Raw genomic sequence first — 20,809 nt, forward strand, 5'->3', positions numbered from 1 at the left:
CCCGGCTCCACGCAGGTGGGAAAGCCCACAAACCACGCTTGTGACCCCACCTCGATCTTGTGTTTCCCAGCCCCCGCCCCCGGCTCCTACGTTCGAAGTCATGAGCGAACAGAACCTGAACGGAACAGTGGCGATCATCGCCGGCGGCGCGAAGAACCTCGGCGGACTCCTGTCCACCACCCTCGGCGAAGCCGGCGCCAAGGTCGTCGTCCACTACCACGGCGACGCCTCCGCGGCCGACGCCGACAAGACCGTCGAGGCCGTCCGCGGTTCCGGCTCCGAAGCCGTCGCCGTCCAAGGCGACCTCACCAAGGTCGCCGACGTCCGCCGCCTCTTCGACACCGCCGTCGACACCTTCGGCGGCGCCGACGTCGCGGTCAACACCACCGGCATGGTCCTGCGCAAGCCGATCCTCGAAACCACCGAAGAGGACTACGACCGCATGTTCGCGGTCAACGCGAAAGCCGCCTACTTCTTCATCCAGGAAGCCGGACGGCGCCTCGCCGACAACGGCAAGATCATCAGCCTCGGCACCTCACTGCTCGCGGCCTTCACCGACGGCTACTCCACCTACGCCGGCGGCAAAGCCCCGCTGGAACACTTCACCAGGGCCGCCGCCAAGGAGTTCGCCGACCGCGGCATCTCAGTCAACGTCGTCGCCCCCGGCCCGATGGACACCCCGTTCTTCTACCCGCAGGAAACCCCCGAGCGGGTCGAATTCCACAAGTCCCAGGCCAAGGGCGGACGACTGACCAAGATCGAGGACATCGTGCCGATCATCCGCTTCCTCGCCACCGACGGCGGCTGGTTCACCGGCCAGACGATGTTCCCGAACGGCGGCTACACCACGCGCTGACCCTTACCCTGACCAAGACGCCGTGAACCGGAAACGAAGGGGAACACCGGGGTGGGCCTGGACCTGTACAAGCTGAACCACCTCATCGCCGTCGCGGAAGAAGGCAGCTTCACCCGCGCGGCGACCCGGCTGCACCTGAGCCAGCAGGCGCTGTCGACCTCGGTGCGCACGCTCGAGCGGGAAGTCGGCGTCCCCCTGCTCGAGCGAAGCGCCACCGGGGTCACCGTTCTCCCCGCCGGCCAGGCATTGATCGCCGACGCCCACCTGCTGCACGGCATCGCCGACTCCGCCGTCCAGCGCGCCCGCCGCATCGGCCGGAGCGAACCGGAACGACTCCGCGTCGGCCACACCCCCGCCGTCACCGGCGACGAGGTCACCGCCCTGCTGCGCAAACACCAGCCCGACCCCGACCTCGTCATCGACGTCAACCAGCGCTATCCCGACGAACTCGTCGCGCAGCTGCTCGGCGGACAACTGGACCTCGGCCTCGGCCGCGCGCTGCCCCTCGCGCACGGCCTGGTCGGGACCACGCTGATCCGGCAGCGGCTCAACGTCGCCGTCGCCGCCGGTCACCGCCTCGCCGACCGCGAGAATCTCGGGCTGAGCGACCTCGACGGCGAAGAGATCACCGTCTGGGGCCATCCCGGCCGATCCGGCTACACCGATCTGCTCGTCAACCTCTGCCGCGACGCGGGGTTCGAACCACGCGTCCGCCGCAACCCCATCCAGGGGACGCCACCGGTCACCGCCGTCCTCGACAGCGACGCGGTCGCCTTCGTGACCGCGCCACCAGGCCCGGCGGCGGGCGGCGCGGTCCTCGTCCGGGAGTTGCTTCCGGCCGTCCACGTACCGCTACAGGCCCTTTGGCCCCAGCACAGCACTTCCGACGCACGTCAGGCTTTTTTGGCTTCCGCTCAGGGGTTCTAGCCGGCCTCACCGCTTCGCCGGTCGTGGTGATCCAGCAGCTTCGACAGCAGCTCGGTGAACCGCTTCCGCTCGTCGGACGAAAGCGGTGCCAGCAGTTCTTCCTGGCGTTCGGCCAGCTGTTTCTCCAGCCGTCGCAGCTGCCGCTTGCCCGCCGTGGTCAGCGAGACGACGTTGCGCCGCCGATCAGCCGGATCCGGGGCACGCTCGACCAGTTCGCGCTCGGCCAGCTCGTTGATCGTCGCGACCATCTCGCTCACGTGGATGCCGCTCCGCCTGCCCAGCGTCGCCTGGCTGGCAGGCCCGAACTCGTCCAGCGTCGCCAGCACTCGGTAGTGGTAGCCGCGGGCGTCGGCCGCGGAGAACCCGTCGGTCACCAGGCGATGCGCATGGTTCGCGGTCTGGGTGAGCAGCCAGCTGGGCAGCTTTCGCCAGCCGCCACGCGGTTCCGAGGGGTCGTCCATGTGACGAGTCTAACGAATCGTTGGGTTCCCGAACGATTGCGGTATCGTTGGGTCACCAAACGTTTAGCGACCCAACGAACCGAGGAGATCCGCCGTGATCCAGCCCTTCCGCATCGACATCCCCCAGGCCGACCTCGACGACCTGGCCGACCGGCTCGCCCGCACCCGCTGGCCCAACGAGGTCGCCGACGCGGGCTCGGACTACGGATTCCCGCTCGCCCGGCTCAGAGAACTCGCCGAATACTGGCGAACCGGCTACGACTGGCGCGCCCACGAAGCCGAACTCAACAAGCTGCCGCACTTCACCACCGAGATCGAAGGCCAGAACATCCACTTCGTACACGTCCGATCGGAGAACCCGGACGCCCTCGCACTGGTCCTCACCCACGGATGGCCCGGATCGTTCCTCGAGTTCCTGGGCATGATCGAGCCGCTGGCGCGCGATTTCCACCTGGTGATCCCCTCGATTCCGGGTTACGGCTTCTCGGGGCCGACCCGGGAACGCGGCTGGAGCGTCGAGCGCATCGCCCAGGCCTGGGCCGAGTTGATGCGCCGCCTCGGCTACGAGCGCTACGGCGCCCAAGGCGGCGACTTCGGCTCAGGTATCTCGACAGCGCTCGGCGCGGTGGCACCGGAGCACGTCGTCGGCGTGCACGTGAACTACCTGCCGACCCGGCCGGATCCCGAAGCCGGCATCGAACTGTCCGAAGAGGACGAAGCACGCCTCGACAAGGTCAAGCAGCTCATGGCGAATCGGCCGCCGTATCAGGCCCTGCAGGTCGCCACCCCGCAGACCATCGGCTACGCGTTGACCGACTCGCCGGTCGGCCAGCTGGCTTGGATCGCCGAGCGTTTCGCGCAATGGACGGACCCGCGCACGCCGGTCGACGACGACCGCATGCTCACCGACATCTCGCTGTACTGGCTGACCGCCACCGCGGCTTCGTCCGCACGCCTGCACCACGACGCGGGAAAGGTGGCTCTCCCCTGCCGCGTGCCGCTCGGCGTCGCCGTGCTCCCGTATGACATCACGCGCTCGGTTCGTCCACTCGCCGAGCGGTTGTTCGACATCAGGCACTGGTCGGAATTCGACCGCGGCGGCCACTTCGCGGCCATGGAGGTTCCGGATCTGCTGGCCGCCGACATCAAAGATTTTTTCTTCGGCTTTGCCGAGTAGCTGGTGTTTTCAATGCCGCCCGACCGTATAGGTCGTTATACATTTAGAGGAAACCTTCAGCCACACCTCTATCGATGGCACTGAGTGCCAGACAGGACCTACGACTCGTTCAGGGCGGCGTTGACCTTCGCGATGACGGCGTGTAGCGGCGTCGCCGTGGTCATCACCGCCACCACCGTCGTTTCGGTCGCGGGCTCCTCTCCCCTGAACGCGTCGATCACCAGCGCGAAGGCCTCCGCCGCGCTGGCGGTGATGTCGTCCTGCCCGCCACTGCGCAGCCAACGCCGCAGCACATGGTTGTTGGCCGCCGCGATCGCCGCGGCGGCCACCGCCGCCCTCAGGCTCGCCGTCTCGTCACCCTGCTCGGTGAACCGCGCCCGCAGGTAGCGGGCGAGCACGCGCTGATAGCGGTCGACGGTCGCGACCTCCTTGTCCCGCAGGGACGGAACCGTCCGGGTCAGGGTGAACCGCTTGAGCGACACGTCGAGTTCGGCGGCATAGGAGTCGAGGACCAGACCGACGGCCTCGCAGGCCACCTCCACCGGATCACGATCCGGGTCCGCGGCGGCGAACGTCTCCTCCATCTCGGCCACGATCTCGTCGTGGTTGGCGAAGAGCACGTCGTCCTTCGCGTCGAAGTACCGGAAGAACGTCCGGCGGCCCACTCCCGCGGCGGCCGCGATCTCGTCCACCGTGGTGGCCTCGTAACCCTTGGCCGCGAACAGGTCCACGGCCGCCGCGGCGAGCGCACGACGCAGTTTGCGCCTCCCCGCGGGGGTGGCGCCGGCTCGGGTCACCGGCGCTCGGCGCGGCGAATCGGTCATAGCGGGACGGTAGCAGCCACTTGCTAGTGGCACTGAGTGCCGTTAGGCTGTGCCGAGACCCCACTCCCCCGCTCGGAAGGCGCCGATGATGTCGCTGGACCACCAAGTGCTTCCGGTCGAGTCACGCTCGATCCGCCCCCGCGGCGACGCCTTCTACGGCCGTCTCTTCGGCTGGTCGCTGAAATGGCGGGGCCCGCAGCCGTTCCTGGTGCTGGAAGGCGGGATCTGCGCGGTCACGCTGCCCAAGATCAACGGCGCCCAGGTCCTCTCCCGGCTCGCCGACACCGGCTGCGGAGGTCCCGCCTTGGCGGTGCTGACCCAGCAAGGCCCGCGCGTGGCCATCCTCGCGGAGACCGACGGCCTGATTCCCCCGCGGATCTCCCTTCCGCAGCACGTCGAAGTACTCGCCTGGGGCACGCTGCTCCCCTTGCCCGCCGACTCCGGGCGCGCCGAAGCCCACGCCGAATGGCTTTCGGCGCCGGACCCTCGGCAGCGCTGGCTTCCCAGCCTGGACGCGGTCCTCGCCGCCGTCCGGCCGCGGTAACGCCCGCTGTTCACGCCGCCACCGACGCCTGCGCGGAAACGAGAAGTGCTCCACCGTCCGATTCGGACAGGGTGATCTCGAGGGTCGCGCCTTCGGCCAGCGGCGGCAGGTCGCTCAAGGTCACGCGGCCGATCAGCCGCTGGCCGCGGCGCGCGTGCGCCACACCGGAACGCCGGACCTCGATCCCCGACCGATGCCATACGCGGACGTTGCCCGCCGTCGCCGTGCGGCCACGCCACCGGCTCGCACACCAGGCCGCGAACGCGGCACCCGCCGTGTTGCACAGGACGTCGTCCAGCGAGCCCACGCGGCCGGCGTCCTGCCAGACCTGAAGACATTCGATCGACACGGACACCAGGAAAGCCGACAGAACGATCCGTGACACGGGCTTCGCCCAGCCGAAGCGCACCGGCAACAGGATCGCGAGCGGCATGAGCAGGAAGACGTTGCCCGCCAACTGGAACAAGGCGAGTTGCGGACGATCGCTGAAGACGGGCAGGACGTCCGCCAGCAGGTGAAGACTCACCGACGAACCACGCGCCGCCGTCGGTGCCGGCACGAAGACGATCAGAAGTACCACCGAAAGCGCTGCCAGCAAAGCGAAATCCAGTGCGACCACGAACGGACCGCGCCGTTTTCCGCTCAGGCGTGCGACGAATTCGGCGACACCCGCACCGGCCGCGGCGACGAGCAGCGACCACGGTGCGGCGGCCGAGAATGCCTGCCACCACCATCCCATGCACTCCCCTTTCGCCGATGATCGTCTTCGGCGAGGGTGGCAGCATCGTGAAGGCCAGACAAGAACCCCGGCTATTGTCGGTGAATAACTACCATCCGCGTTGATAGTTCACGGACTTCGATTGTCACGGCCGTGCGGTCAGCGCGGGGCCGATCCAGCGGCGGACCATGGCGCGCAACCGCTCGTCGGTGTGCGCCGGCGTCGACGGGAACTGCAGGAACGACAGGAACAGCCGCATCAGCATTTCGGCGAGCCCCTCGAAGTCGTCGTCGGTCGTGACGCCCACCGCCGCCCAGTCGACCGGCACGTTCCGGAGGATCCGCGCGCCGAGCGCGAACGACTGCGCCGAAGTGACCGCGACGGTGAAGACGTCGGCTTCCCCCGCTTTCAGCAGCAGCCCCAGATACGGCTCGTCGGGGACCGCTCGGACGCCGAACACCACCGATTCGACGGCGACCTCGGCGGGGTCGGCGAACGTGGCCAGATGCCGTTCCATCCGCCCGGCGAACTCCTCGACCCGGTCCAGCGCGACCGCGCTGAGGATGTCCGCGAGGCTCGGGAAGTAGCGATAGACGGTCTGCCGGGTCACGCCCGCTTCCGCGGCGACGTCCGAGAGGCTGGTCTTGGCGAGACCGACCCGGTCGATGCACGCCGTCGCCGCGTCGACGATCCGGCGGCGCGCCTCGCGCTCGGTTCCGGGCGGGTTCCCCCGCCATCCGTGGTGCCCCATGCGGCTCATCTTCCCCGAACGGGGAATCTCAGACGGTGGCAGGTGCCGCACGGCGCACGCGGTACAACGCGGTCAGCATCAGTCCGGCTGCCACGAAGCAGGCCAGCGCGTACAAGCCACTCCCGATCGAGGTGCCGTTTTCGACGACGCCGCCTATCCAGAACACGGCCATCCCGCCCAAATAGAGGGCGGGATACAACCGGGCGAAGGGCGCCAAAGGCCCTTCGGGACGGCTGTACCGGACGAAGATCCAGATACCGGCCAGCCACAGCAGGGCCAGCTCGACGGCGAGAACCCAAGCCTGCGCGGTCACGTTCCCGTCGAGGAGGCTCGACGGGAGCCCGGCGATCGCCATGCTCGGCGGGGTGAGGACCCCGGCAAGCCCGATGCGGGCCGCCAGTGACCACCCTCGCCGCGCTCCGCCCGCCAACCGCACCACCAGATAGGTCATGGCCCCCATCGATACGGACGCGAAGAGCAGCATGCTGGTCATGGGAACCGAATCCAGCGCCGGATGGTTGACGATCCGGTTGTTGTCGTTCCAGGCCCACCATTCCAGTCGCGGGCCGAGTTGGTCGAAGACCTCGTAGAAGACCTGGCAGGCGAAGGCCACGGCCACCGACCCGATCAAGGCTCCGCGGGCGCGGAAAATCCCGAGCGACCGGACGAGTTCGTAGGCGAGCTGACTGATCATCGGGTAGAACGCCACGATGTAGAGCGGCAGCCGATCCCACATGAACTGCACGGTGAACCGGTTGTGGGCGAAGATGAACCCGTACTGGCGCTCCAAGCCGAACCACTCCGGGAAGTACAGCGGCGGTTCGATGACGAAGAGGTAGACCAGCGAAGCGCACCAGAGCGCCAGGTTCGTCGAGTCGCCCTGGCGGTGCCGTCGGACGGCGTGCACCAGCGCGAACACGGCTCCGCCGACGACGAGCAGTTCCAGCAGCGGCATCGTCCAGTGAGCCTCCGTCCACGGTGCGCGGACCGAGAGCCACGGGGAGACGTCATGGCAGTCGAAGCCGAGTCCGCGGGTGACGGCTTCCGCGTCGGACCCGCATACGGCGCTCACCGGGAGACCGCTGCTTCGGCGGCGCAGCCTTTCGGCGAGTAGTCCGTGACCGGCGGTTCGGCCCGGGCGTCGAAGTCGAACGGGACCCGGTGCCGTCCCAGCGCGGCCCGGATCCGGTAGCGCAGGAGTCCCGCGATCACCCGCGGGTTCGTCATCATGTCGCGCAGCGATTCGTCGAGGTTGAACACCTTCGCGAAATGCTCGTCGACGACGTCGTCTTCGCGGGCGGCACCGACGATGAGCCTGAACGCCGGGCCGGACACGGCTTCGAGCAGCCGTCGCCTCCACTCCGGCGCCTTTTCGGTGCCCACCGCGCAGGCGTAGCCCTGGTCCCGAGCCATCGCCAGGCTCCACGGCACGTTGAGCAGCTTTCGTTGTGCCGCCAGGAACCGTGCGGAGAACTCGGGCCCCAGCCGCTCGGCGCGGGAGAGATGCTCGCGCAACAGCAGCGCCGAACCCGCGGCGGAGCTGATGCCCTGCGCGTAGAACGGATTGAAGGCGCAGATCGAGTCGCCGACGAACGCCAGGCGCTGGGGCGGAGTGCGGAGCCGGTCGTAGCGGCGCCATTTGTTCCCGGTCGATCGGGTCAGATGCACCTCGGAGGTCGGGGTGGACCGCTCCATCGCGGCCGCGAACAACGGCGCCCGCACGCGGCGGGCCGATTCGACGAACGCCTGGGTGGTGCGCGGCATTTCGAGTCCCCACGAGCCCATGCACGCGATGACCCGGTTGTCCTCGATCGGGAAGAAGTTCACCAGGAACTCGTGCTCGTCCGGGTGGGCGCCCTTGTCGGGGGTCGGCATGATCACCAGATGCCGCCACCACCAGGACGGCGGCCGTTCCTCGGGAGACGGCAGGTCGTACCAGCGCGAGGTGTAGGTGACTTTGGCGTCGAGGGTCCGGACTTCCGGTTCCGGCCAGCCGGCCGCCACCAGCCAGGCGGAGACGGACGAACCGCGGCCCATCGCGTCGACCACGAAGTCGGCGTCGATGCGCTCGTCGCGCTTGGAGAGGGTCACCCCGGTGACTTCGCCGTCCCGGGTGGTCAAGCCGCTCACCGCGACACCGTCGCGAATCAGGACGTTGGGCAGCTCCCGGACCTTGTCGCGCAGCACGCGTTCGATGAGGATCCGGGAGCCGTAGATCATCGTCATCGCGCTGCGTTTCCGCGCCGACCAGCCCTTTCCGTCGAGATACGCCGCGTCCATGGACGGCATCAGATGCAGTCCGCCTGCCGCGATGAGGTCGCCCTCGAAGCCGGGGAACAGCGCACCGATCGCGCGGCGGCCCGAGTTCAGCAGGAAATGCGGATGCTTGCTCTGCGGCACCCCGCGCCGATGTTCGGCCTCGGCGGGCAGTTCGTCGCGTTCGAGCACCACCACCTGGTCGAAGTACGGGGCGAGCGCTCCCGCGGTGCAGAGACCGGCGGCGCTGCCACCGAGGACGACGGCGGTCTTGCCGAGTCGCATGCGGACCAACTCCCGGCGTCATTCATACAGATTGACATTGGCTGTATGAATGTATGAACGACGCCGGGAACTGTCAAGAAGTGGTCGCGTCGATCAGGTCCCGGATCGCGGCGATACCCCGCGCCACCCGGTAGGGCGACTCCGTGCCCACGGAGACGCGGATGTGCCGGTCGCACGAATCGCCGTACGCGATGCCCGCCACCACGCTGACGGAGCTTTCCCGCAGCAGGCGGGTGGCGAACTCCATGGAGTCCAAAGTGGACCGGCCGAGCGAGGCGAACAGGTAGAACGTCGCCGAGCCCGGCAAGGTCTCGATGCCGATGTCGGCGAGCTGCCCGGCGACCTCGCGGCGCAGCTCCACGACCCGGCGGATCTGTGGCCGGGTGACGGCCAGGATGTCGTCGAAGTGTTCGGCGAGATACCACGACAGGATGGTCGGCGCGCAGGTGATCAGGTGCTGGTTGATCTTCAGCACCTGATCGACCAGCGTGCGGTGTGCGATGAGATAGCCGATCCGCCAGCCGGAAACGCCGTAGTTCTTGGACATCGAATTGATCGTGACGGTGTGCCGCAGTTCCGGATCGAACGAACCGCAGGCCCGGAACGGGGTCTCCGGCGGCACGAACTCGTGGTAGGCCTCGTCGGCGATCACCACCAGGCCCCGCGCGTCCGCCAGATCGTGCACGAACTCCAGCTCGGCGTCGGTGTGCACCCGGCCGGACGGGTTGTTCGGGTTGTTGATCACGATGGCCCTGGTCCGCGGCGTGACGTAACGAGCGAGGTCGAACACGCTCACGTCGTGCGGCACCATCACCGGAACGCCACGGCAGAGCCGCACCTGTTCGGGGTAGCTCAGCCAGAACGGCTCCGGCACGATCACCTCGTCCCCCGGTTCCAGCAGCGCGAGCAGCACCATGTAGATCGCCACCTTGGAACCGGCGGTGACGACGATCTCCGTGTCCGGGTCGACCGGGACGTCGAAATCGGCCCAGTACCCGGCGAGTCGCTGCCTCAGCTCCGGCAGGCCCCGCGAATGCGAGTAGTGATGCAGGCCGTGCGCGGCCAGATCGTCGAAGCGGGGCAGCGGCAGGCCGAAGAACGCCTCGCCGAGCGAGAGCGTGATGATGTCCCGTCCGGCCGCGCTCAGCTCGTAGACCAGGTTGTTGTACTTGATGGACAGCGCCTGCGCCGTACTGTCCACAAGGGACGACGGGCGGATCGGCGACTCGGTTCGGACACTGGACAATGGACTCGCTCCCCTACACGACCCGCGTCTGCCCGGTACCCCAGACGACGTTCTTCACGGTGGTCAGCGCGGTCAGCCCGATCGGACCGCGGACATGCAGTTTCTGGGTGGACACGCCGATCTCGACGCCGTAGCCGAACTCGCCGCCGTCGGAGTAGCGGGTCGAGGTGTTGACGAACACGCTGCCGGAATCCACTTCACGGGCGAACCGGCGCGCCACGTCGATGTCCCGCGCGACTATCGCCTCGGCGTTGGACGTGCCCCATCGGTCGATATGCGCGATCGCCGCGCCCACGTCCGGCACCACCCGGACGGCCAGCACCAGGTCGAGGTATTCGGTTCCCCAGTCCTCTTCGCTCGCGGCCACCGCCTTGGGCCAGACCTCGCGGACGGTCGCGTCACCGCGGATCTCCACGCCGGCGGCGGCCAGCTCGTCGAGTACGCCGGGCAGCCAGTCCTGGGCGAGTTCTTCGTGGACCAGCAGGGTTTCCATGGCGTTGCACACGCTGGGCCGGGAGGTCTTGGCGTTGATCGCGACCGCGGTGGCCATCGTCGGGTCTGCCGAACGATCGATGTAGACGTGGCAGTTGCCCGCACCGTCGATCACCGTGGGCACCGTGGCGTGACGTTCGACCGACGCGATCAGCTCCGGGCCGCCGCGCGGCACGAGCAGATCGACGAACTCCTTGGCGCGCATCAGTTCCTGGGCGGCGTCGCGGGACGGATCGGTGACCAGCTGGACAGCGGCCGCGGGCACTGCGTCGTGCCGGGCGATCGCGCTGTCCAGCGCGGCCATGACCGCCGTGTTCGTCGCCATGGCCATCGAGGAACCGCGCAGGACAGCGCAGTTGCCCGACTTCACGCAGAGTGCGGCGACCTCGGCGGTGACGTTCGGACGCGCCTCGTAGATCACCGCGACCACGCCGATCGGCTCGCGGACGCGCTCGATGAGCAGGCCGTTGGGCCTGGTCCAGCCGTCGACCACCTGGCCGACCGGATCGGGCAGATCCGCGATGGTCCGGATGGCCGAGACCAGGCCGGCCATCCGCCGGTCGGTCAAGGTCAGCCTGTCGACCAGCGTCGCCGAGACGCCGTTCTCACGGGCCGCGGCGACGTCCGCCTCGTTCGCCGCGATGATCCGGTCGCGGTGCTCCTCGATCGCGCCTGCCATGTCCAGCAGCAGCGCGTTCTTCCGTTCGGTCGTCAGCCCTTTGAGCTCGGTCCACGCCTCGGCCGCGGCGCGGCAGACGTCGGTCACTGACATGGCAGATCCTCCATGATCTGTACGTAGTCGCCGCCTTCGACGACGGGCGCGGCCGGTGAGCCGCCGGGCTCGACCGCGCGGCTCAGCGGGCCGCGGGCGAGCGGGAGCCCTTGCCGGTCACAGATGTCGACCACGTCGCCCGTCGCGGCGGCCCCGTGTACCGCCGCGACGTGGTGCTGGCATACGGGCTCCCCGTGGAGGACGGCCTCCCGGCCGGCCGGGGTGCAGTGAAGCGCCCCGGACGGCGGGTTCCGGAACGCGCGCCAGAGCGTTCCGATGCCGGGAGTCGCGCCGGTGACCGCACGCGGACGGAACACCGTGCCGGTGGGACGGCCACCATGCGCGGCGATCAGCACGTCGGGGTCCGCGCTCTCCGCGATGACCGTGCGGACCCCGCTGAACGTAGCGATCCAGCAGGCGCCGAGTTTCGTCAGCATGCCGCCGGTGCCGCCGTCGCCGATCGCGCCGCCCGCCTGCCGCTCGGTCGCGGCCGTGAGCACGGGTACTTCCTGGATGTGCCGGGCGCCCGGGGCCAGTTTCGGGTTGCTGTCGTAGAGCCCGGGCACGTTGGTCAGCAGAAGCAGCAGTTCGGCCTGGAGACAACCGCCGAGCAGCGCGGCGAGCACGTCGTTGTTGCGCACGCCGAGCGCGTCGTTCTCGTTGACCACCGGCACCATGCCCAGCGCCAGCATCGTGTGCAGGGTGTGCCGGACACCGCCGCCCCGGTCGTCGTCGACGAGGTCGGGCGGCGTGAGCAGGAGCTGGCCGGTCTGCACGCCGCGTTCGGCGAACGCGGCGTGGATGGCCGAATAGAGCTGTGACTGGCCCAGCGCGGCGGAAACCTGGAGTGCCACCGGATCGTCCACGGCCAGCGCGGGGTGCAGGTGACGGCCGATCGCGATCGCCCCGGAAGCGAGCAGCACCGGGCGCAGGCCCGCGAGGATTCCTCTGTGGACGGTCTCGCACAGCCTGTCGAGCTTGACCGGGTCCAGTCCGCCGTCGGTGATCAGCGAGGACGTGCCTATTTTGAGCACCACCCGGCCCTCCTGCGGCACCAGGTCTTCTGCAGGTGTCGCGGTGACGGGCAAGCTGTTGGTCGACATGGGGAAGATGCTCACCGCCGCCGATGTAGTACCGATGTGTTCGCGATACGCCGCCGGTGTACCGCCCCGTGGCGTGTCGCGGCACAGCACGGCTGCATCCCCGGAACATCGCCGGTACATCGGATCCGGCGACTCTCTCGGCATGACAGCAGAACTCCAGCTGGCCGACACGGCGACCCTGCCGCTCACCGAGTCCCAGAAGGGACTGCTGGTGGTGGACAGCTTGGTGCCGACGAAGCAGATCTACAACCAGGTCATCCAATTCGATCTCGATCCGGCCAAATGCGTCGCCCCTCTTGCCGAGACGGTGACCCGGGCGCTGGTCGCCCTGGTCACCGTCCAACCGGCGTTGCGCCAGGTCTTCCGGCTGCATCCGGAGATGCACGCCGTGCTGCGTCCCCCGCCCACCGCCGACGAGCTGCCCCTGGAGTCGGTCTCCGTGCCGCCCGCCGAGTACGCCGCGACCCTCGCCGCGCTCGGCCGCGACATCGGCCGGGCGCCGTTCGATCTGGAGACCGGGCCGGTGCACCGGTTCGGCTTCGTGCGCGCGGACGACGACAGCGCCGCGGCGATCCTGATCTGCGGGCACCATCTCGTCGGCGACGGGGTGTCCATGGGCCCGATCGTGCGCGACCTCGACCGCGCCCTCGCCGGCCCGATCGACGTCGCCACGTTGCGGGTGAGCCGGGAAGCCGCGCTGGGCAAGGAACTCAAGGCCCAGAACCGGGCGGCGGGCTCGACACGCACGGCCGACCAGGTCACCGCGTGGGCGGAAAGCCTGCGTGAAGTCCCGCCCCTCGTGCTGTACCCGCGCCCCGACCGTCCGCATCAGACCGAATTCGCCGGGCAGCGGATCTCCTGGACGCTCGGCGCGGCGGAATCCGAGCGGTTCCAGGCCACTTGCAAACGTCTCGGGGTCAGCCCGTTCGTGCTGCTTTCCGCGGTGTACGGCACGGTGCTGGCGCGGCACGGCGGGGTACCGCAGGTGCTGATCGGCAGCCCGTTCACCGCGCGCCGGACGATCGGGTCGTACGACCTGTGCGGTTTCTTCGTCAACACGTTGCCGGTCACCATCGACGTGGACTGGACCCGCACCGTCGACGAGCATCTCGACAAGACCGTCCGCGCGGCGGTGGACCACTGCCGCGCCGCGGTCGACGTTCCGTTCAACCAGCTGGTGGCGCAGGTGCAACCGGACCGGCCGAGTGACCGCAACCCCCTGTTCTCCTGCATGCTCGCCATGCAGGACACGTTCGATCCGGCGACCGGGACCGGCGCGGTGGTCGGCGCGTACGAACCGGGCAACGGCACGGCCAAGTTCGACCTCTGGCTGGGTGCCACCCTGGTCGACGGCCGATGGCTGCTCGAACTCGAGTACGACAGCGCGTTGATCCCGCCCGCGGTGGCCGATGGACTGCTGAAATCGCTGCGCACGGCCCTGTCCCGCGCGGTCACCGACGGCTCCGTGACCCTCGCCGAACTCTTCGACGACGCCTCGGCCGTGCCGAGCAGACGTCACGACGGGTATCCGGCGCACGTACCGGCCCCGACGCTGTACGAATGGTTCACCAAGACCGCGCGCCGGACCCCGGAAGCGGTCGCGGTCACCGAACCCGGCCGCACGCTCACCTATGCCGAACTTTCCCTGACCGCCGAGCGCATCGCCTCGGGGCTGGCGAGCCGGGGAGTCGGCCCGGGGGACGTCGTCGGGCTGCGGCTGGACTCGCTCACCGAGACCGTCACGTCGATCCTGGCGATTCTGCGGCGTGGCGCCACTTACCTGCCGCTCGAACCGAGTCTGCCCGCCGACCGGATGTCGTACATGGTGCGGCAGTCCCGCTGCCGGGTCGTGATCGGCTCCGGCGTCACGTTGCACGGGGTCGAGGTCGCACCGGCCGCCGACTTCGAGTCCGATGTGGACACCGAACTCGCCGCGACGGCCGACGCCCCCGTGTACGTCATGTTCACTTCCGGCTCGACCGGCCTGCCCAAGGGCGTGCTCATGGGCCATCGGCCGCTGCTGAACCTCGCCGCCTGGCAGATCTCCGCGCTGGACATGACCGCGGACAGCCGGTTCCTGCAGTACGCGCCCGCTGGTTTCGACGTGTCGTTCCAGGAGATCCTGCCGACGCTGCTGGCGGGCGGGACCGTGGTGTCCAGGGAACCCGCCGACCGGCGTGACTTCCCCGAACTGGTGCGCCGGGTCGCCGACACCGAGGTGACCCACCTCTATCTCCCCGTCGCGGCGCTGCGTCCGTTCGTGTTGTCCGTGCGCGCCAGGAGGGAACATCTCCCGGCGTTGCGGTTCCTGTGCGTGTCCGGCGAGCAGTTGCTGGCGGACGACGAGATCCGCGCGTTCGTCGACGACCATCCACAGTGCACCCTGGTCAACCACTACGGTCCGACCGAGACCAACGCCGCGACCACCTGGCGGCTGACCGCGGCCGACCCGCCGTGGGCACGCCATGTGCCGATCGGCCTCCCGTTGCCGAACGTGACGGCGTACGTCGTCGACGGCACCGGCCATCTCGCGCCGGCGGGCGTGCCGGGTGAGCTGCTGCTCGGCGGCCACGCACCCGCGGCGGGCTACGTCAACGACCCGGATCGCACCGCCGAACGGTTCCAGCCCGGCACGTTCTCGCCGGGCGAGACTGTCTATCGCACCGGCGATCACGTGGTACGGGACGAACACGGCGCCCTGATCTTCCTCGGCCGGAACGACACGCAGGTGAAGATCCGCGGCTACCGGGTCGAACTCGGTGAACTGGAGGCCGTGGCGGCCGGCCTGCCGGACGTCCGGCAGGCGGTGGCCGCGGTGCGCGGCGACGGGATCGACCGGCGGCCGCTGCTGTTCCTCCTGCCCGAACCGGGCGTGACACCGGACCACGAGCGGGTGCGGACCGTGCTCGCCGAACGGCTGCCGTCGTACATGGCGCCCGCGGACATCGTCGACATCGAATCGGTGCCGACCTCCCGCAGCGGCAAGACCGACCGGGCGGCGCTGGTGGCGCTGGCCGAGCAGGTGAGCGCGCGGCGCGCGGAGTCGCCCGCTCCCGCCGCGGAGTACGCCGACGACCTGGAGCGGGAGCTGGCCGCGATCTGGGCCGAGGTGCTCGGCGTGCCCCAAGTCGAGCGGGACCGCCCCGTACTGGAGTACGGCGCGCACTCGCTGAACATCTTCACCGTCGTGGGTCAGGTGCAGGAGCGGTACGGAGTGGCCGTGCAGTTGGTCGAGTTCTTCCGCTCGCCGACCGTCGCGACCCTGGCGACGCTGGTGCGGCAATGAGTGCGCCGGTACGCGAACGGCTGGTCACCCTGGTGCGGCGCAAGGACCGGCCGGTGTGCGTGATGCTGCCCGGAGCGGGCGGTGGCCTGAACCCGTATCTGCGGCTGGCTTCCCACCTGGGCAAGCATTACAGCGTCTACGCCGTGCGGGCGGCCGGGCTGGTACCCGGGGACACGCCGGAGGACAGCGTCGCGGAGATGGCCGACTCCGCGTTGGCGGCGCTCGACGGCCGCTCCCCCGCGCTCGTCTTCGGCTGGTCGCTGGGCGGCACCGTGGGCTGGGAGCTGTGCGTGCGCCTGGCCGACCGGGGGCAGCGGCCCGATCTGGTGATCGTGGACAGTTCGCCGCTGCCCCGGCACGCCTCGTCCGACGAGGACGAACGGATCAGGAAGCTCATCCTGGCGGGTCTCGGGCCCCGGCCGGACGAACAGACCGTCGCCAGGGTGGAGCGCGCGTTCCGGGCGCAGGTGCGCGCGCTCGCCGAGTACGCCACCGAACGCGAATACCCGGGCCGGGCGCTGCTGCTGATGTGCGCGGACGCCGACGATGGCATCTCGGGCCGGGCCGCCGCCCTGCGGCGGTGGGAGGAACTCGCGCCGGACCTGCGGACGGCGGAATTGGAGGCCGGGCACTACGAGGTGTTCGAGCCGCGGCACCTGGACCGGCTCACCAACGAGATCGACGTGTTCCTCGGCAGGGAATCGTGACCGCCGTGGCCGAGACGTACGACCGGGTCTGGTCGCCGTTGCTGGAGACCGTCCGCGCGGACGCGCTGGACTGCGTGCAAGCCAACCTCGCCGTGCTGGCCGACCGGCACGGCGGGGAGGGCACGCATCTGGCCCTCGGCGCCCCGCTGCGCTTCGACGTCGAAGCGGGACCGCGGGTGGCCGCGTCGGTCTCCTATCGGCTGGCCGCCGCGCAGGAGCAACTGGGCCTGCGGGTCGCGGGCCGATGGGAGGGCGTCGACGGCGCCCGGTTGCGTGAGCTCGCCGACAGGGCCGATCCGCTGTACGTGATCGCCGACGCCTATGACCTGGCATGGACGCCGTACGCCGGCCGCCGTCACACCGAGCACACGTTTCTTCTGTCCACATCGGACACCGTCGTCGACGCCTACCACGACGAGACCCCGTGGGGTCCGTGCCGTCCCGGCGTATGGCGGCTCTCCCCCGCCGAACTGGACGCCCTGCCGGCCTCGGCCACCGCGCTGCGATTCACCACCGAGCCGGTCGCTGAACCGCCGGACGTGCTCACCGCCAACGCGCGGGCGATGGCCGAGGCCGTCCCGGCGATCGACGCCTACCTTTCGGCAGACCACGGCGAAGATCTGGTGCTCGACATCTGGTTGCTCGGCCGGTCGCGGCTGCTGCACGCCGCCTGGCTCGCCCGGCACGACCGGCCGAGCCCCGAGGTCGACGCGCACGTCCAAGCCTGGCTCACGCTGGCCTCGAAAAGCTTCGTGGCCGCCCGTCGGTCCCCTGACGGCGCACCGACCGCGGCCGTGCTGGCGGACCTCGGCCGCCTGCTCCACGAGGACGTCGCCCTCGCCGCCCGGCTCGCCGCACGGGCGGCGGTCCTCGCCGCGATCCAGGAGGTGCTGCGGATCGACGACGCCACCGTCCGCGGCGCCATCGGCCTGCGTGAGCTGCCGAACTACAACTCCTTCGGGCTGGTCGAGATCATCGAGCGGGCCGAGACGCGGCTGGGGGTGGTGCTCGGCGATGAGGATCTGACTGCGGAAGCGCTGCGGGACGTCGACTCGCTGTGTGCGACCTTCGCCCGGCGATTGGCTGGTTGAGGGTGCTCGTGAGTGGCTAGGACGGTTATTGATGAGCAAGGCGAACCTGGTGTGCTCGTTGGCTGGATTGAAGGCTCCCTTCACCGCATTAGATGTCGTGATGGGAGCCTTCGGCGCTCCTGGTCGGCACCGTCCACATGAGCTTCTCTCGTTGGCCTCGGAGTCCTAGTGAGACTGGCCCGCAGGGGCTATTTGCAACATTCCGCTGTCCACAAAGGACACACAGGGCGCCCTGCGCGCCCGATATGGGAGCTTTGTTCGGTGGTCGTGAGTGATTTTGGTGGTTCTAACCCTCATTATCACTCACGACCCCCAAACAGAACGGATATATCGGCATCAATCGGGCATCTGATCGACGCGAAGTGTCTCTTGTGGACACTCAGGATCGGCGCGCCCACCTGCGGAGCGCGTGAAGGGCCCTTTCCCTCGGCTGAGCCGAGGGAAAGGGCCCTTCACGCGCGATCTGCGACCGCAGCGCTCCCCGTCACCGACCGGCCTCCCCCGCCTCGGCGGCCAACCGCCGCCGGTCGATCTTCCCACTCGCGTTGACGGGAAAAGTGTCCACGTGCTGCACGAACGCCGGAACCATGTACTCGGGAAGGCGCCGGGCGACGGCAGCGATCAACTCATCGGCATCGACCGGCTCACCGGTGTGCAAGGCGTGCAGCACGGTCACCCCACCCCGCGACGGCACGGCGAGCACCACCGCGTCGCGCACGCCCGGATGTGTCCGCAGCACGGCCTCGATCTCGCCGAGTTCGATGCGGTAGCCGCGGATCTTGACCTGATCGTCCAACCGTCCGATGTGGACGAGTTCGCCGTGTTCCCGCCGGACCCGGTCGCCGGTGCGGTACCAGTCACCCGCCCGCGGCGCGCCGTCGGCCACGGCGAACGACGTTTCGCCGCGGAAGAACCGGCCTTGGTCGTCCGCCGGGTCGAGGTAGCCGTCGAAACGCTGGCCGCCGCGGACGCACAGCTCGCCGTCTTCGCCCGCGCGCCCGTCTTCCGTGACCAGCACCGCGTCGAGCGCGTCGTGCACCTGGCCGATCGGCACGGTGCCGTTGGACGTCTCGGGCCACGACGCGGGATCGGCGGGCAGCCGGTACGCGGTGACCGTGACGGTGAGTTCGGTGGGACCGTACGCGTTCTCCACCACGCTGTTCGGCGCGGCCGCGGCCCAGGCCCTGGCTTGATCCATCGTCAGCTGCTCGCCGGCGAAGACGCTCCAGCGCAGATCGGGCATCGCCCCGGGACGCAGCCCGCGTAGCCGCCCGGCGAGCGACACCACGGACGGAACCGAGTACCAGTGGGTGATCCGCTTGCCGGTGACGAACCGGGCCGGGGTGAGCACTTCCGCTTCGGAGGGCACCACGAGGGTCGCGCCGGTACTCCACGAGACGAACAGGTCGAACACCGACGGATCGAAGGTCAGGTCGAACGTCTGGGACAGCCGGCAGCCGGGCTCGACCGCGTACCGCTCGACGCAGTGCGCCAGATAGCCTGCCACGTTCCGGTGCCGGATCGGCACGCCCTTGGGTGTCCCGGTCGACCCGGAGGTGAACAGCAAATACGCCACCGCGTCGGGATCGCCCTCGTAGGGCACGCTCCACGGTTCGGGCAGCTGGTCGGGCCAGTCGCCGAGCAGAGGCAGCGCGACGGCACCGGTGCCGTCCGCCACTTCCGCCGCGCCGACGTCATCGGCCACCACGACGTCGACCCCGGCCGCCACGCACATGGCCCGGTTGCGCTCAGGCGGGAACTTCGGGTTGAGCGGGACGACGATCGAGCCGAGCCGCAGCGCGGCGAGGTAACCGGCGTACGTGGCCAGGCCGCGCGTGGCGGGCAGGCCGACCGCGTGCGGACGCCCGCCCAGCGCCCGCACCAGCCCGGCCGCCAGTCTTTCGGCGAGCAGCCGGAGTTCGCGGTAGCTCAGGGCGTGCTCCTGGACTTCGATCGCCGGCGCGTCGGGGAATCTCCGCACGGTGTCGAGGAACCAGCCGTACATCGTCCCTTGTGGATCGATCACTTCCCGCTGCCTTCCGCGGCGGGGGCGTCGGCCTCGGCGACCGCGTCCGCGGTGATCACCCGCAGGAACGGGTAGACCATCAGCAGGCAGACCACCGCGAAGACGCCGAACGCGATCTGGAAGCCGAACAGTTCGGCCAGACCGCCCGCCACGGCCGCGGACACCGGGAGCATTCCCCAGGAGAGCAGTCTGCTCGCGGCGCCGAACCGGCCCAGCAGTTCGTTGGGTACCAGCGATTGGCTGATCACCCGCGAGTTCACCGTCCACATCGTCCCGCCGACGCCGGCGAGGAACGCGGCGACCCCGACCGGCCAGACAGCGGCCGGACCGGCGGGGATCACCGCGGGAACCCCGACCATCAGCACCGTGCCGACGATGTCGACGAACATCGCCCAGCGCCTGCCGATCAGCCGGTTGACCGGGCCGACCAGCACCGTGCCGAGCACACCGCCGGCGCCGAGGCTGGTGAGCAGGAACCCGTACTGCGCCGGGGTGAGACCAAGCGGACCGCCGACCGCGTACGCCGGGATCAGCGCATACCAGGCTGCCCAGCAGCCGGCCATACCCGTGATCAGCGCCGCCATCGTCCGCAGCAACCGGTGCCGCCACAGGAAGACCAGGCCCTCGCGGATCTCCGCCCTGGCCGGACGGCGCTCCTTCGGCTGCTTCACCGCGAAGTCGCCGACCAGCAGCGTCAGCAGCAACGCGCCGAACAGGTACACCGCGCCGCTCGTCCCCAGCGCGACGGCGAACCCGGCGGCCACCAGGAATCCGCCGATCGGCGCGCCCAGGAAGCTGAACGTGACGTACTCGGTCGCGGTGAGCCGCGCGTTCAGCGCCTGCCATCGGTTCTTCGGGGTCACCGAGGGGATGATCGACATCGCGGACAGCTGCGCGACCACCTCGGCGACCCCCAGCACCAGTGCCACGGCGAGGATCAGCGGCAGGTTCACGACGTCCACCGCGACCGCGGCCAGCATCACCGCCATCGCGGCCATCCTGGCGAATTCGGCGCCCACCATCAGCGACCGCCGGTTCTTGCGGTCCACCAGCACGCCGATGTGCAGCGCGGTGACCAGCCACGGCAGGGTCAGCATCATCGCCACGGCGGCGATCGACGCCGGTGAGTCGGTCACCGTGGTGGCCAGCAACGGAAGCGCCACCCGCATCACCGCGTCGGCGGTGTTGGTCGTGCCGGTGAACGAGATCAGCAGCCACTCGTTGCGCCGCGGCGACGGCCCGGTCCCGGTCGCGGGGGCGGGCACGGTCGAGGGTCGCTCGGACACA

At 69.6% G+C, this 20,809-nt stretch carries 18 protein-coding genes; 7 read left to right on the forward strand and 11 right to left on the reverse strand.

The window, feature by feature from the left end:
* The first annotated feature begins 100 nt into the window (after positions 1-100).
* Complete coding sequence (locus tag DMC64_RS15190) at positions 101-856, forward strand: SDR family oxidoreductase (protein ID WP_125734044.1); 756 nt, start codon at positions 101-103, stop codon at positions 854-856.
* A gap of 51 nt (positions 857-907) precedes the next feature.
* The gene (locus DMC64_RS15195; protein ID WP_125734045.1) at positions 908-1,783 is read left to right on the forward strand and encodes a LysR substrate-binding domain-containing protein; all 876 of its coding nucleotides are present in this window, start codon (positions 908-910) and stop codon (positions 1,781-1,783) included.
* On the opposite strand, the gene DMC64_RS15200 is transcribed toward DMC64_RS15195, so the two are convergent.
* Positions 1,780-2,244: a MarR family winged helix-turn-helix transcriptional regulator gene (locus DMC64_RS15200; RefSeq protein WP_037337847.1), complete on the reverse strand. Its 465-nt coding sequence runs from the start codon at positions 2,242-2,244 to the stop codon at positions 1,780-1,782. The genes DMC64_RS15195 and DMC64_RS15200 overlap by 4 nt on opposite strands.
* Before the next feature lie 94 nt (positions 2,245-2,338).
* Between DMC64_RS15200 and DMC64_RS15205 the strand changes: the two genes are divergently transcribed.
* Entirely contained in the window at positions 2,339-3,421 is a 1,083-nt protein-coding gene (locus DMC64_RS15205; protein WP_125734046.1) for an epoxide hydrolase family protein, read from the forward strand.
* A gap of 98 nt (positions 3,422-3,519) precedes the next feature.
* Here the strand turns inward: DMC64_RS15205 and DMC64_RS15210 are convergent, their stop codons facing one another.
* Positions 3,520-4,245, reverse strand: coding sequence for a TetR family transcriptional regulator (locus tag DMC64_RS15210; RefSeq protein WP_125734047.1), 726 nt, complete (start codon positions 4,243-4,245; stop codon positions 3,520-3,522).
* Positions 4,246-4,330: 85 nt separating this feature from the next.
* On the opposite strand from DMC64_RS15210, the gene DMC64_RS15215 reads away from it, so the two are divergent.
* Positions 4,331-4,789 carry a glycogen operon protein GlgX gene (locus DMC64_RS15215; protein WP_233629667.1) on the forward strand — a complete coding sequence of 153 codons (459 nt, stop codon included), beginning with the start codon at positions 4,331-4,333 and terminating at the stop codon, positions 4,787-4,789.
* Between the two features lie 10 nt (positions 4,790-4,799).
* On the opposite strand, the gene DMC64_RS15220 is transcribed toward DMC64_RS15215, so the two are convergent.
* From DMC64_RS15220 to proB, 7 genes are all read right to left on the reverse strand, one after another.
* Complete coding sequence (locus DMC64_RS15220; RefSeq protein ID WP_125734049.1) at positions 4,800-5,528, reverse strand: VanZ family protein; 729 nt, start codon at positions 5,526-5,528, stop codon at positions 4,800-4,802.
* A gap of 124 nt (positions 5,529-5,652) precedes the next feature.
* Complete coding sequence (locus tag DMC64_RS15225) at positions 5,653-6,258, reverse strand: TetR/AcrR family transcriptional regulator (RefSeq protein ID WP_125734050.1); 606 nt, start codon at positions 6,256-6,258, stop codon at positions 5,653-5,655.
* A 28-nt stretch (positions 6,259-6,286) separates the two neighbouring features.
* The gene (locus DMC64_RS15230; RefSeq protein ID WP_125734051.1) at positions 6,287-7,330 is read right to left on the reverse strand and encodes a hypothetical protein; all 1,044 of its coding nucleotides are present in this window, start codon (positions 7,328-7,330) and stop codon (positions 6,287-6,289) included.
* Complete coding sequence (locus tag DMC64_RS15235) at positions 7,327-8,799, reverse strand: NAD(P)/FAD-dependent oxidoreductase (RefSeq protein ID WP_125734052.1); 1,473 nt, start codon at positions 8,797-8,799, stop codon at positions 7,327-7,329. The genes DMC64_RS15230 and DMC64_RS15235 overlap by 4 nt, the downstream gene beginning before the upstream one ends.
* 73 nt (positions 8,800-8,872) lie before the next feature.
* A complete protein-coding gene (locus DMC64_RS15240) occupies positions 8,873-10,045 on the reverse strand; it encodes a pyridoxal phosphate-dependent aminotransferase (protein WP_125734053.1) in 1,173 nt (390 codons plus the stop codon).
* Positions 10,046-10,058: 13 nt separating this feature from the next.
* Positions 10,059-11,309, reverse strand: a complete 1,251-nt coding sequence (locus tag DMC64_RS15245; protein WP_125734054.1) for a glutamate-5-semialdehyde dehydrogenase — start codon at positions 11,307-11,309, stop codon at positions 10,059-10,061.
* A complete protein-coding gene (gene proB / locus DMC64_RS15250) occupies positions 11,300-12,412 on the reverse strand; it encodes a glutamate 5-kinase (protein WP_158634218.1) in 1,113 nt (370 codons plus the stop codon). The genes DMC64_RS15245 and proB overlap by 10 nt, the downstream gene beginning before the upstream one ends.
* Positions 12,413-12,554: 142 nt before the next feature.
* Here proB and DMC64_RS15255 point away from each other — a divergent pair, with 142 nt between their 5' ends.
* The 3 genes from DMC64_RS15255 to DMC64_RS15265 are packed head-to-tail and all read left to right on the forward strand — an operon-like array spanning position 12,555 to position 17,496.
* Positions 12,555-15,698 carry an amino acid adenylation domain-containing protein gene (locus DMC64_RS15255; protein WP_125734056.1) on the forward strand — a complete coding sequence of 1,048 codons (3,144 nt, stop codon included), beginning with the start codon at positions 12,555-12,557 and terminating at the stop codon, positions 15,696-15,698.
* Entirely contained in the window at positions 15,695-16,405 is a 711-nt protein-coding gene (locus DMC64_RS15260; RefSeq protein WP_125734057.1) for a thioesterase II family protein, read from the forward strand. The genes DMC64_RS15255 and DMC64_RS15260 overlap by 4 nt, the downstream gene beginning before the upstream one ends.
* Complete coding sequence (locus DMC64_RS15265) at positions 16,402-17,496, forward strand: hypothetical protein (RefSeq protein ID WP_199754982.1); 1,095 nt, start codon at positions 16,402-16,404, stop codon at positions 17,494-17,496. Before DMC64_RS15260 ends, DMC64_RS15265 begins: the two co-directional genes overlap by 4 nt.
* Positions 17,497-17,980: 484 nt before the next feature.
* Here the strand turns inward: DMC64_RS15265 and DMC64_RS15270 are convergent, their stop codons facing one another.
* Positions 17,981-19,522: an amino acid adenylation domain-containing protein gene (locus tag DMC64_RS15270; protein ID WP_370324025.1), complete on the reverse strand. Its 1,542-nt coding sequence runs from the start codon at positions 19,520-19,522 to the stop codon at positions 17,981-17,983.
* Complete coding sequence (locus DMC64_RS15275; RefSeq protein WP_199754983.1) at positions 19,519-20,808, reverse strand: MFS transporter; 1,290 nt, start codon at positions 20,806-20,808, stop codon at positions 19,519-19,521. The genes DMC64_RS15270 and DMC64_RS15275 overlap by 4 nt, the downstream gene beginning before the upstream one ends.
* Between the last annotated feature and the right edge of the window lies 1 nt (position 20,809).

Source organism: Amycolatopsis sp. WAC 04197 (genome assembly GCF_003947475.1).
Classification (GTDB): Bacteria; Actinomycetota; Actinomycetes; order Mycobacteriales; family Pseudonocardiaceae; genus Amycolatopsis; species Amycolatopsis japonica.

What these genes read in the sequence shown, in the direction of transcription:
- DMC64_RS15215 (WP_233629667.1), top strand. Translation starts at nt 4,331, where the DNA reads ATGATGTCGCTGGACCACCAAGTGCTTCCGGTCGAGTCACGCTCGATC.
- DMC64_RS15190 (WP_125734044.1), top strand. Translation starts at nt 101, where the DNA reads ATGAGCGAACAGAACCTGAACGGAACAGTGGCGATCATCGCCGGCGGC.
- DMC64_RS15210 (WP_125734047.1), bottom strand. Translation starts at nt 4,245, where the DNA reads ATGACCGATTCGCCGCGCCGAGCGCCGGTGACCCGAGCCGGCGCCACC.
- DMC64_RS15225 (WP_125734050.1), bottom strand. Translation starts at nt 6,258, where the DNA reads ATGGGGCACCACGGATGGCGGGGGAACCCGCCCGGAACCGAGCGCGAG.
- DMC64_RS15200 (WP_037337847.1), bottom strand. Translation starts at nt 2,244, where the DNA reads ATGGACGACCCCTCGGAACCGCGTGGCGGCTGGCGAAAGCTGCCCAGC.
- proB (WP_158634218.1), bottom strand. Translation starts at nt 12,412, where the DNA reads ATGTCGACCAACAGCTTGCCCGTCACCGCGACACCTGCAGAAGACCTG.
- DMC64_RS15245 (WP_125734054.1), bottom strand. Translation starts at nt 11,309, where the DNA reads ATGTCAGTGACCGACGTCTGCCGCGCCGCGGCCGAGGCGTGGACCGAG.
- DMC64_RS15260 (WP_125734057.1), top strand. Translation starts at nt 15,695, where the DNA reads ATGAGTGCGCCGGTACGCGAACGGCTGGTCACCCTGGTGCGGCGCAAG.
- DMC64_RS15220 (WP_125734049.1), bottom strand. Translation starts at nt 5,528, where the DNA reads ATGGGATGGTGGTGGCAGGCATTCTCGGCCGCCGCACCGTGGTCGCTG.
- DMC64_RS15235 (WP_125734052.1), bottom strand. Translation starts at nt 8,799, where the DNA reads ATGCGACTCGGCAAGACCGCCGTCGTCCTCGGTGGCAGCGCCGCCGGT.
- DMC64_RS15255 (WP_125734056.1), top strand. Translation starts at nt 12,555, where the DNA reads ATGACAGCAGAACTCCAGCTGGCCGACACGGCGACCCTGCCGCTCACC.